This is a genomic window from Acidicapsa dinghuensis (assembly GCF_025685685.1).
Classification (GTDB): domain Bacteria; phylum Acidobacteriota; class Terriglobia; order Terriglobales; family Acidobacteriaceae; genus Acidicapsa; species Acidicapsa dinghuensis.
Genome location: NZ_JAGSYH010000005.1, coordinates 301,865 through 315,218, shown reverse-complemented (window position 1 = coordinate 315,218; position 13,354 = coordinate 301,865). Strand labels below are relative to the sequence as shown.

General features: G+C 55.3%; 7 protein-coding genes. All 7 read right to left on the bottom strand.

Annotated features, from left to right (window positions below):
• Positions 1–3: 3 nt before the first annotated feature.
• Positions 4–2,937 carry a glycosyl hydrolase family 28-related protein gene (locus tag OHL22_RS16210; protein ID WP_263339568.1) on the bottom strand — a complete coding sequence of 978 codons (2,934 nt, stop codon included), beginning with the start codon at positions 2,935–2,937 and terminating at the stop codon, positions 4–6.
• Between the two features lie 92 nt (positions 2,938–3,029).
• Positions 3,030–3,998 (bottom strand): deoxyhypusine synthase family protein, encoded by a 969-nt coding sequence (locus OHL22_RS16205; protein WP_263339566.1) that lies wholly within the window; start codon positions 3,996–3,998, stop codon positions 3,030–3,032.
• A 102-nt stretch (positions 3,999–4,100) separates the two neighbouring features.
• Positions 4,101–5,135 carry an L-glyceraldehyde 3-phosphate reductase gene (mgrA, locus tag OHL22_RS16200; RefSeq protein WP_263339563.1) on the bottom strand — a complete coding sequence of 345 codons (1,035 nt, stop codon included), beginning with the start codon at positions 5,133–5,135 and terminating at the stop codon, positions 4,101–4,103.
• Between the two features lie 116 nt (positions 5,136–5,251).
• A complete protein-coding gene (locus tag OHL22_RS16195) occupies positions 5,252–6,115 on the bottom strand; it encodes a DNA-3-methyladenine glycosylase family protein (RefSeq protein WP_263339560.1) in 864 nt (287 codons plus the stop codon).
• A gap of 46 nt (positions 6,116–6,161) precedes the next feature.
• Positions 6,162–6,764: a nicotinamide riboside transporter PnuC gene (gene pnuC, locus OHL22_RS16190; protein ID WP_263339557.1), complete on the bottom strand. Its 603-nt coding sequence runs from the start codon at positions 6,762–6,764 to the stop codon at positions 6,162–6,164.
• A complete protein-coding gene (locus OHL22_RS16185; RefSeq protein WP_263339556.1) occupies positions 6,764–7,999 on the bottom strand; it encodes a phosphotransferase enzyme family protein in 1,236 nt (411 codons plus the stop codon). Before OHL22_RS16185 ends, pnuC begins: the two co-directional genes overlap by 1 nt.
• 94 nt (positions 8,000–8,093) lie before the next feature.
• Positions 8,094–13,331: a chitobiase/beta-hexosaminidase C-terminal domain-containing protein gene (locus OHL22_RS16180; RefSeq protein ID WP_263339554.1), complete on the bottom strand. Its 5,238-nt coding sequence runs from the start codon at positions 13,329–13,331 to the stop codon at positions 8,094–8,096.
• Between the last annotated feature and the right edge of the window lie 23 nt (positions 13,332–13,354).

The following is a 13,354-nucleotide window of genomic DNA, read 5'->3' as shown; positions in this document are numbered from 1 at the left end:
GCGCTATTTCCCAGGAGTCGCTGTTCGGATTGCGTAGAGCGAACCGCGCGCGCCGATGAATAGTGTTTTGCCGTCAGGGCCGCCAAAAGCGAGGCTGCTGGGGCGTTCTGAAACCTCGAGTATTCCGATCTGCTGCCCTGCGCCGTCGTAGATAAAAATCTCTCCACTGGCGATATAGACGTTGCCCGCCGTATCGCTGACAACAGATGTGCCGCCACGTTCGGCAAAGAGTTTCGTGGTCAGTTTTATGCTGCTTTCCAGTGTGTCGGCATAGGTGTGTTCGTCATCTTCGCTGGTGATCCAGTGTTTTGACCCGGGCGCAAATGTAGTGAATTGAGACGCCTGTGCATCGGCTCGCCATGTGCCGCCTCCGACCATGGCCGTGTTCGATCCAGGCGCATAGTAGTAGCTGCGTGGTTCGTCGAGAACGGTGCTTAGTATTGCCGTATTACTGCCCGGACGAAAGGTATATCCCTTGCGCTCAAGCAGCCATTCGAGATTCCATAGCTCGTTGTGCAGTCCTGACGGAAGCATCAGAGAAGAGCCGGGAGCAACAGTGGCGTTGCCTGTGACCTGTTGCGGCTTGGCGTCTGGAACGCTGAGATCGAGACTGTAGACGGCTTTCTCATATGCCATGATCAACAGCGTATGCGGAGCCACGAACCCAAGAGCCATCGGTGATCCTGGAATCTCGCCAATCTTATCTGCATTATGCGTGGCATCGTTCCAACGATAGATGACGTGCCTGACCGCATCGGTGAAGTAGACATGCCCATCCGAATCCGCTGTCAGGCCAGAGGCGTTGCTGAATCCAGTGGCAACTTTTTCGAGGGTGGCATCGTGGGCAAAGATAGCTGCGGGAATCGGTAATGGTTCAGGCGGCTTGCTGAGAGCGTGTATCACGAACGAGGTAAAGTGGTGTGCGCGAACTTGGGCGCCAGTATTGGCATTGAGAACGCTGTTGTCGAAGGCAAGCCGCGTCTGGCTGAAGACCTTCATGTTGGCAAACTGCACGTCGTCAGAGTCGCGTACGATGACCGCGTCTTTCTTCGGCAATACATTGCGCGAGACGCGGTACATGTATGTGTTGACAAAGAGCAGATGTTGCGAGTGATCAATTTCAGCCGCGGTTGCTTCAGAGCCTGCTGGATTTTCTTCTTCTGTTTGCAGTGCGTAGATGTTCCATTTGCGTACGTTGTGGAACTCAACTTCATTATGAATGTGATGTTCGCATGAGAGTTGATAAATGCTGCCCGGTGTTGAGGTATCTTCGACAAGCAAGCCAGCCTTTGAGAACGAATCATGCGTCCACAGACCACGGAATACACCGCCTCCGCCATCCCTTACCCATAGATCGGGATACTCAGTATCGAAGTACTGATTCCATGCGCCACGTGCTTGAGATGTTGGCGCCGGCTGCGCCGGCGAGAGCGCGGCTCGATAGGCTGTATGTCCGGGGAAGAAACTGACATCATCAAGCATCGAGCCAGCACTTGCTTGCCAAACGATACCCGCGGCGCGCGGATTGCCGAGGCCGCGTGCCAGGCCAATGCTGACTACAGCATTGTGCCCATCGCGCGGAGCAATGATGAGCGGAATGGGTGCACCCTCACCGGAGAAAGCTGGAGTGTCATTAAGCAACGCAAGCTGCGTCGTAACGGGATTGAGTCCGATCAACACAGTGTCTGATTTGAGACGGAGAGAACCAGTGAGCCTGTACATGCCGCTTGGCAGATACAGCACCCGATGCTTATCGATAGCGGCTTGCAGTGCGACGGTATCGTCCGTACCTCCGTCGCCTTTTACTCCCAATGCTTGAACATTGATCCAATCGCTCATAGGAGGAAGTGCAGGTATGTCGCTTGCCGTCATTGCGGGCAATTCAGCCACTTCATGTTCTTTGTGGTGCATGGCAATGCCGATTTCGCGACCATCGTCCGCAATATCGAGTCCGGCTGTGAAGGAATCCATCACATAGGTGTGCGCAGCAACGCTCAGGCCATCATTCCCATGCGCATCGCCACGCAGGAAGTTAGGCACGGCGCTGCATTCGATGCGTTCGAGCGTGACCTCAGAGCGTAGATTTTTGTCGTCACCAAGATCGATGGCTGCGCCGAGCACATCCTGCATGCGCAGATCGCGCCCGTAAAGCTGCTCCACCTGTCCATCGTCAATTTCAATGCCGACTGGCACATGCGAGAACTGATCGCGGATGAGAGTCATGCCCGCTTCCTGCGTGTGAATAGAAGCTACGCTTTGTCCCTCGAAGCTTGAATCCATCAGCAGGAACTGCCAGGCCGGAGAGGTCTTCTTAGTCAGAATTCCGTATTTGCCGCCGTAGATGTGTATGTCGCTGGCTTGATTCCCTATATCTTCAAGCGCAGCTTTCGCGGAGCCAATGTGAAAGTCCATGTGCGTGAGCATGCTGTGCTGCGCTACATGAAATCGAACGGCAACGGCGGCGGGATTGCCATCTTCGATCTCGAAGTCAATATTGTTCATGCCGCTGTAAAAGGTGAATTCGCTCGCATCCCAAATTGGTTCACCTGCAGGTTGACGCCGATCAGTGAAATGCACCATATAGTGGCTCGGGCCTTCTTGAAAGCCAGGTGTGTTCTTAGCTAACACAAAAACCGGGCGGTGTACTCCGAAGCCGATGAGGCGGATACCTTCCCATACATAGATGGTTTTTGTGATGCGATAACGGCCCTGAGGAATGAAGACGATGCCTTGATAGGTTGTCTCCTGCACGCGATTGATTGCCTGTTGAATCGCATCGGAGTCATCCGCGATGCCGTCACCTTTGACGCCGAAATTACCGTGTTCAAGATAAACGGCATGCGGATCGTCTGGCCGAAGAGGGAAGTAAGATTCAGAAGCAAAGCTGGCGATGGGAAGGAGTACGAGCAGAGCGGCGAGAGCGCGTAAGAACGGCATTTGACGGGAACTCCGGGAAGATAGCACCGATATGAAGCGCTATCCTCCGAGCCCATTCTATACATCACCACTTATGTGAAGGCAGGAATGAATTACCAGCCGAGAACATAGGAGAAAACAAGCGGCGCAACGATCGTCGCGTCTGACTCGATGATGAATTTTGGAGTCTCTTCGCCGAGCTTGCCCCAGGTGATCTTTTCGTTCGGAACCGCGCCCGAATAAGACCCGAAGCTGGTAGTCGAATCGCTGATCTGGCAGAAATACGCCCACAACGGAACGTTATCGCGTTGCAAATCCTGATGTAGCATCGGCACGACGCAGATGGGAAAGTCACCGGCAATGCCGCCTGCGATCTGGAAGAAACCAAGCGGCGTCTCGCTCGTAGTCTTGGTGTACCACTCAGCCAACTCCATCATGTACTCAATGCCGGTACGGACAGTGTGCACCATCTTTACGTCGCCGGCGATATTGTGGCCTGCGTACATGTTGCCGAGGGTCGAGTCCTCCCAACCGGGTACGAACATCGGCAGGTTCTTTTCGGCTGCCGCGAGAAGCCAGCTATTCTTCGGATCGATCTGATACGACTGTTTAAGGTCGCCAGACAGCAGGATCTTGTACATGAATTCGTGCGGGAAATAGCGCTCACCTGCCTGATCGGCGCGCATCCACTCCTTAAGCACGACATTTTCGATGCGCCGCATCGCTTCCATCTCAGGAATGCATGTATCGGTCACACGATTCATATGACGCTGAAGCAGCTTCTGCTCATCGGCAGGCGTCAGATCGCGATAGTTGGGCACACGTTCATAAAAGTCATGCGCTACGAGATTGAAGACGTCCTCTTCGAGGTTTGCGCCTGTGCAGCAGATTCCATGCACTTTATCCTGGCGAATCATCTCGGCGAGCGAAAGGCCTAGTTCTGCGGTGCTCATTGCTCCGCCCATGGTCAGAAACATCTTGCCGCCATCGTCGAGCAGCTTAACCCAGGCCTCTGCAGCGTCAATCAGCGCGGCTGCATTGAAGTGACGGTAATGATGCTTGATAAATTCCTTAATTGCCAAAGAGACACCTCGAACGGCAAAACTGCCATCCTCGAAAATATCACAATCGGATGAATTGGATATTGAGCTCACACCGCGATAGATACGGAGATTTCGTTGATGTTACTCACGGCCCTCGCGTGCGTCCTGCCAGAGATCGATGCCGCTGTCCTGGGCGTAGGAATCGATCTCCCCCAATTCGGCTGCAGTAAATTGAAGATTGTTGAGTGCATCAAGCGAGTTGTCGAGCTGCTCGACATTGCGTGCGCCTATCAGTGCCGAGGTTACGCGTTTGTCTCGCAACACCCATGCAATCGCCATCTGTGCCAGAGATTGGCCACGTTTTGCGGCAATTTCGTTCAGAGCTCGCACGCGTCTGATGTTTTCTTCATTCAGGAATTTATCCAGCATCGATGAATTTTCGGCCGTGGCGCGCGAAGTTCCTGGGATGCCGTTCAAATATTTATTGGTCAAAAGGCCCTGCGCGAGTGGCGAAAACGCAATGCAACCTGCTCCGACTTCCTCAAGCGTGTCGAGCAACCCGTGTTCGATCCAGCGATTAAGCATGGAGTAGGACGGCTGATGAATCAGCAGAGGAACACCCTCGCCGTGCAGGATTTTTGCTGCTTCGCGCGTGCGTTCCGGGCTGTAAGAAGAGATGCCGACATAGAGCGCCTTGCCCTGGCGAACAGCCTGCACCAGAGCTCCCATTGTTTCTTCCAGTGGCACATCAAACCACGGGCGATGCGAGTAGAAGATATCGACATAATCGAGTCCCATGCGCCTTAGACTGTCGTCAAGTGAGGCCAGCAGATACTTGCGCGAACCGCCGATGCCGTATGGGCCTGACCACATGTCCCAGCCTGCCTTGGTTGAGATGATCAATTCGTTGCGGTAGGGGCGAAGATCCTTGCGCATGTACTCGCCAAAATTTTCTTCCGCCGAGCCATAAGGAGGCCCGTAGTTGTTGGCGAGATCGAAGTGCGCGACGCCGCGATCGAAAGCGCGCCGGAGCATGGCGCGTCCAGTTTCAAAAACATCAGTACCACCGAAATTTTGCCAAAGGCCAAGGGAGATGGGCGGCAGAACAATCCCTGAATTTCCGCATCGGCGGAAATGTGCTCCGTCATAGCGCTTTGCATCGGCAACATAAGTCATTGGTATATGTCTCCTGGAGTCTCTGGTCGGTTCGATCAGTCACTCCAAAGTATGTCACAGCAGCTTCGCCGCCTATCTGACAGGCGCATGACAAAAAACGGATGGAGTGCTGGCGCTCAAGGGAGATCGATGCCGGCTGAGGTAATAAGCCGGATGATGCGAAAGCGATGCCCGCGAAAGGGCTCTAGCAATTCCATCATGCGCTCATCTGTACCATCTTCTTCGCCTGCAAGCGCGTAGCAGACAATGCGCGGCAGATGCAGATCTCCTGGTATCGCTGCATCGGTATCGCCTGCACCATAACCAAGCACGGTTTCCGTTGTCCATGGACCGATACCTGCGACACGCAATAGCGTCTGCCGCAACTGTTCGAAGTCCATGCCCGGCTTGAGAGAAACAAAGCGCATTTCACGCGCGAATCGAAGCAGCGTCTTGGCGCGTTTCGCGTCGATTCCGATGGACTCAAGAGCAAACTGCGGCACTGCGGCAAGAACCTCAGCTGATGGAAATGCATGAAGACCCAGCGGAGCAGGCGTGCCATAACGGTAGGCGATCTTCCGCCATTCGCGCATGGCATCGACCGTGCGAACCCGCTGCTGCAGGATCGCAGAACACGTCATGTCATATAGCCACGGCACGCGAACAACTCGTAAACCTGGAAGCAATCGATGCAGCCGTTGCATGCCAGCATCCGACGTTGAAAACTGTGCGTATCCATCTTCCTGCTGCAAGTCCGCGGCGGTTTCCGCTAACAGTTCGTCGGCGTTGTCGCCATGAGTTCGAATCACAAGTGCCCGCTTTTCATCCTTGGTGGAACGGATAATCTCGATAGCCGCAGGAGTACCACGATAGAAGAAAGCTTTGCGGAAGCAGTCGGAATGCAGCTCAGTGGTTGGATCGTATGGCCCGAGGCGTTGCAGATTAAAGGTGCGCGGAAAATGCACCGGGAAGAGATCGACGCTGGCTGTTGCTGACGGCATGTCTTGAGAACCGTTTGCGATAGAGGTCCGGCTTGGGGTGAGACGTTCAAGTCGCCTGTTGCGCGCGAAGCGCCCGTTGCCAATCGCGTACTCCAAGCATAGCCAGCAGGACGAAGACAGCGTAGAGGATGGCTGTGAGAATCAGGTGCTTGAATAGATACTCCCCGACATAGAGTATGTCGACGACGATCCATAACCACCAGTTGGCAATGTACTTACGGGCGCCCCACCAGGTCCCGACGAGACTGTAGCCGGTCAGTGCAGCATCGAACCACGGCAGGGCAGCGTCAGTATGGTGTTTCATCCAGTAGCCGAGAACGACGCTGGCAAGAGCGCCAAGTGCGACGTCCCGCAATAAGCTTAAGGACGACGGAATTCCAACACGAACAGAGCCTTCCTGCTTCTTGCCCTGCTGCCAGTGCCACCATCCGTAAATGGCGAAGGCGACGAAGATAAGCTGCAGCAGCATGTCGGAGTAGAGATGGCTCTCACGAAATTGCTCCGCATAAAGCAGACTGGCGAGGATTGTAATGGGCCAAGAGATGAGGCTGCGTCGCGTCGCAAGCCACACATCAAGCGCGCTAACTGCTGCGGCAATCAGCTCAAACCAATGCTCGTTGAACCAAAGCGTTAGATGGGCAGAAGACATCAGTGGTCGCCTCCCGAAGCACGCGGATGTTTCTCTGCCCATTCGCGCAACCATGAGAGCAGTACTTGACCTTGCGGTAAGAGAAACCATTGCGCATGGCCGAGAAAATAGCCTTCGTAGGCAAGGTACGCTTTGTTTTCGGAATGAAGAACAGAGAGGAAGTAGTCCGTCTCTGAAAGCGCAAACTCGCAATGCACAAGTGGCAAGATGGCAGCCAATGCCCGAGCTTGCTCATAGCTGAGAGGCGTGCACGATTCGTAGCCATCGAGTAGTGCGGCTAAATGATCGAAGTGAACCAGATCGGCAGTTGTGTCCTGCATGCGGAGCCATTCAATGATATTGCGCTCGATAGCTGTTGCCAGATCATGGATAGCATTCGTGCGATCGGACAAGCCGAAGTCAACGATGCTGATGACGGTTGCATCGTCTTCGTTGCTGCGCCACATCATGTTGGAACCATGGAAGTCATTGTGCGTCCACAATGGCTCCAGATACGGCAACCACGGCGTGAGTTCTCGGTACAACGGCAAAAAGAGTTCCTGCATATCCAGTCGCCAATCGCGATCCTCCGCGTAGTTGCGCAACGAAGGACGCGATGAAAGGTAGTGCTGCATGTGGAGGAAAGGAAGGTCGCGGTGTGCGTCAATCTGTGAAGACGAAAGCTCTGATTCACCTGGACCGGCGAAGATTGTGAAACTGGTGACAAGTTGCTGCGTGCGGCGCGCAGAAGCTGCGTATCCCTTTGCCGCGTGATGCAAGCGCGCGAGCGTTTCACCTGCCGCGTATGCGTGATGATTCGACAGAAAAGGCTGCCAGGAAATGACCTGCTCATACACGTCAAGCCCACGCGCCCGCGGATGCACTTCGTAGGTCCATTCGCCGAGACAAACGGATGTTTCTTCAGAAACATCTCGCAATGGTGCCTGCACAAGTTGCTGACCAGAAAAGTTGTTTTGCCGTTCCTCTTGTTCAAATGCTTCCGCCAAAAATTCGATGAAGCGATGCTCTTCGTTCAGTTCTTCGCAGGTTCTTATGAGGCTCGAGTGCCGCTTGATAAAAACCGTTCTGCTGGAAGTCTCGACGAGGCCCGCGGACGAAAAAGGACGCGGGCTACGCGAAACAATTCGCTGCCCTTCGCCTGCTTGGGGATAGCGGCGCAGCAGTTGCCGCACTTCATCCAATTCGAGCGGCGGCCAGTCGGGTGCTTCAAGGCTGCCACTCAGGCCATGAGCCATGTTCTCGCTGTCTTGAATAGCCCTTGCCTCCCCGCTCCAGCATCCAGTGTATCGGTGTACCGGTCGCAGGTTGCGTGACCACAGGCGATATGTCTCAATGGGCGAAATAGCCGCTGACGTCGAGAATCAGATTGCCTGGGCTCGGAGAGTAAGCATTGACTGTTCCGTTGACCGTGGGAACGATGGCCATGTTGGAGGTGATGGCGCTATCTGTGGCGTTCAACGTAGAGACATATGGCTGCGGCTGCCCACCTGCCCACAGGGAAAGATAACCGAAAGAGCCTGATGGCACTACTGTCGCATTGAGCACATACGCTGCGGCAGTCGTCGGCAATGCGCAAGGACTAGTGGCAACCGGAACAAGCAGTGTCCCAGGGAATGGTTGTGCGTCAGCTCTCGTGTCGATGATCCGGCATGGAGTGACGGAATAAAGAGATAAACCGTTGCTCGAAGGAGGCGCGAAATAGCCGTTGATATCGAGCACAACATCTGTGTCATCCGAGGTATAAATGGATATTTCGCCATTGCTGCCGGCAGGAACGATAGCCGCATTTGCTTCTACCTCACCGGAGGATGAATTGAGGGTGGAAACGTAGGGTTGCGGCGATCCTGTAGGCCATGTGGAAAGATAGCCGAGGGTTATGTGTGGAACCGCGGTGATATTCAACGAATAAGCCTGAGCATTTGCAGGGACGTTGCATGTGCTGGAAAGGATGGGGAATGCCCGGCTGCTATCGCCCGCAAGGTAAGGGCCGCCGAATGGACCTAAGCCGATGCGAGTGTCCGCAATGCGGCACGGTGTGAGCGGATAAAACTGTAGCGCAGACGTGGTTCCAGCGGGGACGAAATAGCCATTGATGTCGAGGATTACGTTTGTCGGATCGCTGGTGTAGATGCTGACTCCTCCGCTATTGCCCGCGAGCGTAATGGCCGCATTCGCCTTTACGCGGCCATCGGAATTGAGCAAAGAGACGAACGGTTGCGGCTGCCCGCTCGGCCAGATGGCCAGATATCCTATCGGCCCATCGGGTGCGACCGTAACATTGAGTGCATATCCGATGGCGGTCCTGGGGATATTGCAACTGCTTTGTGGAATATCGAATTCGCGTGTGCTGCGGCCTGCCAGTTCAGGTCCTCCGAAGGAGCCAGCGGGATTGCGTGTGTCCGCAATGCGGCATGGGGTGATAGGTATGAACTGGAGCGGAGTGCTTCCATTAGTCATGGTGTAACTTGCTACGGTTACTCCACTGATGGAGTAACCCGGCGCAATTGCAACCGCCTGCAAAATCGTGTTGCGGCCGACAGTCAGTGGACTGGTATACGGAGTCGAAGACGCAGTAGGGGTGCTGCCATTCGTGGTGTAGTAAATACTTGCACCGGGTGTAGCGTCCGTGATGGTGACGGTCTGCGAGGGGCTATAGGTGCCGCCGGGGAGAGAAATGACTGGCTGTGCAGTTGCGGAGGAGATGACATAGGTTGCCGATCCGGCTGGGCTGAATGAATAGCCATTGGCGATTGCGACTGCATTCAACGTCTCGCTGGAGGTTACGGTGATCGGTTCGGCGTATGGCTTCGAAGAAACCGTAGGTGTTGAGCCATCAGTGGTGTAATACATCGTGGCTCCCGTTGTCGCATCGCTGAGGGTGACTGCCTGCGCCGTCACGTAAGTGCCGGCTGGCGGAAAGAAGGTCGGCGTTGCTGTCGAAGGCGCGTAGGACAGAAGAACTTCGAGGGTGTGCGTCCTCTCGCCTCCGGAAGCCGTAATGAAGGTGGAATATGTGCCAGACGTGAGGCCAGCAGGGATGGAATACGAAATGACGTCGGTCGTGGATGTTGATAGTGAAATTATCTTGTTGGCTGCGGAACAGGTAATGCTGGATGATGCGGAACACGTTAACGTAACGGTGCCACTGAAGCCATCTTCCGGGGAAATCAGGAGTGGGACGGTTCCCGTATAAGCTTGGGAGATTGTGACTTCCTGCTGTGAGGAGGTGAGAGAAAAATCCCCTGCATTCAGTATTACGACGAGAGGGCCAGAGGATTGAGGGGAATAGTTGCTGTCGCCTGCGAAATTCGCCAGGAAGGTGTTGCTGCCATTCATCAGTTTCCATGCGGGTAGAGACAACTCCCATGTGGCAGCGGTTGTCGTTTTTTGCTGCAAGGCCCCCGTGTAGGAAACAGTGCCACCCGCTTCGGTGAATGTAACGGATCCTTGCGGCGCGCCGAATGCCGCAGTTCCCATAACGACCGCGGTCATCGATACAGTCTGACTTGACAAATAGCTGGAGGCATTGGCTGTGAGGGTGACTGCAGGCGCAGTTTTGGAAGAAAGCGACTGAACCGATCCGTAGAATCCGGCGCTTGCGTTCCAATTCGTATCGCCCGAATAACTAGCGCTCAAAGGCAAGATGCCTGCAGGGACATTGGTGAATGTTACAGAAGCTCCTTGCGTCGCGGAGTTCGCCGCTCCAGAGGCGTTGAAAGGAGACTTGATCGAGAGAGACTGGTTGCCGAGTTTGACGGTGATGGTTCCGGTCGGCAGTGCTCCGTCGAGTCCAAGATCACCATTCTTTAGTAGAATCTCGACAACGACGCTGCTTCCAGCAGGGATGGTGGTTTCCATTGGCTTTATAGCAAGCGTAGTGGTGCCGGGAAACACGGTGAACGCTGCGGTCTGCGTGGCAGCAATTGCGTTGTAACTGGCGTCTCCTGAGTACGAGGCGGAGATGGAGTGCGCTCCGACGGGCAGCACAGCGGGAATCCACTCAGCAGAACCTTCTCCATTCAGTGGGACAATGAAGGACTGCGTGGTTGCTCCGTTTACATCGGAGAAGAGAATCGAGCCAGTCGCAGACGTTGCACGTGCTCCGGAATTGGCCTCATTGACACCTGCTGGCTGGGCATCCAGATACACCTGCGAACCGTAGGGAATCGACATTCCTTGTGTCAGTGGATAGATGTTGCCATCTGCGGGGTTAAGCACCCATCCGGTTGTGATGAGCGTGGCGCGCTCTGGCGTGACCGTGATGTTGACTGGCTCAGATGTGTTTGGTGCCCATGTGCTATCACCCGAGTATTGACCAAACACCTGATAGGTGCCACCAGGCAGGTCAGACAACGATGCGCTGGCCTGTGCTGCAGTCAGCGTGAGCAGTGCAAGACCATTGGAATAGGCGGTCGCGTCAGTACTATTGATCGCAACACTCCCTGTTGGAGCGCCACTGCCCGATGAGGGCGAAACCACTGCATTTACGGTGACTGGGATGCCGTGCGCAAAGCTGAGTGAAGAGAGTGTTAGCGCCGTAGTCGTCGGCTTCAAGGTCACACGCGCCCAATTGGCGATCAGCCGGGCCACATCGACAGATCCGAGGCCTGTCGCAAGATCGTAACCTGTTCCGGCGACATATCCGCTCTCGGCATAGTTGCTCTTGGCCGGCCCTGAAGTCGCCAGCACGCAGTTCGCGGAACCTTGCAGGCAAGGAACAGCGTTGCCACCGGTTGCAATGTCTCGAAACGTATTCGCTGTCGCACTCTGATTTGCGAGTGCGTAGTAAGTCACGTTGGCGAGCCCTTGCCTGCTGTTGGTGGCTTGATTCACCAGAGCCTGAATCCCAGCCATCGCGGACGCGGCGACGGAGGTCCCGCCTGCGCTGGTGAGCACAACTGCTCCAGTGCTTGTCGTGTTCGTGCAGTCGCCTGGATTGGCGCAAAAGGGATACTTGACGAGATTCGCTCCATCTCCAGAAAAGAGAGAAAGATCAGGCACATCGCGCCGGCTATCGGCGGGAACACCGCTTCCGGTCTGCCAGACGGGCTTGGGATATCCAGTGACAGAACCCGATGTGGGATAGATCGCAGCACTGCTGCTGCCTCCTCCACCAGCAAGAATGCTTGATCGCGCTGAGGAATAAACGCCGCCATCGCTAGCATTCAATCCGAAGGCGTCGTTCCATGCCTGCTCGGGCGCAGTCTGCAACAGCGATACTGCGGGAGCAGTTGCCGATGCCATACCCCAGTACGAGCCGATCTGCGCTTGCAGAGTGCTGGGCGGCGACGCATAGCTGCTGTAGTAGAAGTCTGTGCCACCGACCGCAACATCGTACAGTGTGGATGCCACTCCGTTGACGGCCAATCCGCTATAGGCGAGGTCCTGCGTAGCTGGGTTGTCGCAGGCAGCCGATCCGCTGTCTCCCGTAGCAGCAAAGACAGTGATGCCCTGCGCGGCAGCCTGTTGCCAGAGAGCGCTCCACATGGCATTGCCTGATGCGCCAAGCTCAGATTCGCAGGCTCCGTAACTGACGCTGAGTACGCTGACCTGGTTGTCTTCAAGAGCGCGCAGGGCCGCATCCATCAGAGGATCGGTAAGGACAGAGCCAGCCGAGGTATACAGGATCACCTGTGCTCCGGGAGCCACTGCGGAGGCTTCTTCTACGTCGAAATATGTCTCTGGAGCGTCGGTGGTCTGCCCTGGATCATTGCCATCGATCATAACGGAAGGCAGGTTAGGTATAAGTCCAAAGAGCGATTGATAAGCAGCCACAAGGCTCAAGTCGATGTTGGAGTCGCTAAGAATGCCGATGCTCTGGCCGGCGCCGTTGACGCCAGATTTGTAGACTGAAGCAACGTCATACTGAACCGCGAAGTCAGCGGGCGCTAACTCGTAAGTGTTGCCTCCACCGGCCATCGGATAGGTCCATTCAGGCTGAGCAATATGCGTTTGCAGATCGTAGGACACCTGGCTTGGTGCCTGACTTGCTACATGGGCCAGAGGTCGGAGATGAACGGTGGGCGCAATCGAAATGCCGTGGATTGCGTTTGTCAGCGAGGATGGAACCTCAGGAGCTGAGGCATTCGCAATCACCATCTGCCCGGTGCCAAGGCGGTACCGATGCAGCGTGGTATGAAAAGCCTCTCGAACCTGCCCAGCAGTGCCGGAAAACTCGAGGAACATTTTGCCAGGGTGGACGCGATCCACTATGAATCCCTGAGATTGAAGCCACGCTGTAATGGTTGCGATGTCCGCATCCGAGGGCCCAAACTTCTCGCCAAATTCCTGCGGCGTTAGCCATGCGTGGTAATGAGGATTGCCGGGAGAGTTAGAGCCGGCGATGAATTGTTCCAGCGCACGCTCCTGTTCGGAAGAGCGGTTTAGCAGCAAGAGCATCCGGCTTGCAGTGAAGGAGTCTTCAACAGGTCCCAGGTCCGTTGCCCTCGACAGAATAGGTGAGACACGCCCTCCAATCTGTGCCAGATGGCTGTCATCTGCCACTCCCGGGATTAGATCGCGCGTCTGCATCGCGCGCGCTGGTGGGGTCAAAACGTAGAGTGCCATAAGTAGAACTGCGCCAAACCCGG

What these genes read in the sequence shown, in the direction of transcription:
- mgrA (WP_263339563.1), bottom strand. Translation starts at nt 5,135, where the DNA reads ATGACTTATGTTGCCGATGCAAAGCGCTATGACGGAGCACATTTCCGC.
- pnuC (WP_263339557.1), bottom strand. Translation starts at nt 6,764, where the DNA reads ATGTCTTCTGCCCATCTAACGCTTTGGTTCAACGAGCATTGGTTTGAG.
- OHL22_RS16195 (WP_263339560.1), bottom strand. Translation starts at nt 6,115, where the DNA reads ATGCCGTCAGCAACAGCCAGCGTCGATCTCTTCCCGGTGCATTTTCCG.
- OHL22_RS16185 (WP_263339556.1), bottom strand. Translation starts at nt 7,999, where the DNA reads ATGGCTCATGGCCTGAGTGGCAGCCTTGAAGCACCCGACTGGCCGCCG.
- OHL22_RS16210 (WP_263339568.1), bottom strand. Translation starts at nt 2,937, where the DNA reads ATGCCGTTCTTACGCGCTCTCGCCGCTCTGCTCGTACTCCTTCCCATC.
- OHL22_RS16180 (WP_263339554.1), bottom strand. Translation starts at nt 13,331, where the DNA reads ATGGCACTCTACGTTTTGACCCCACCAGCGCGCGCGATGCAGACGCGC.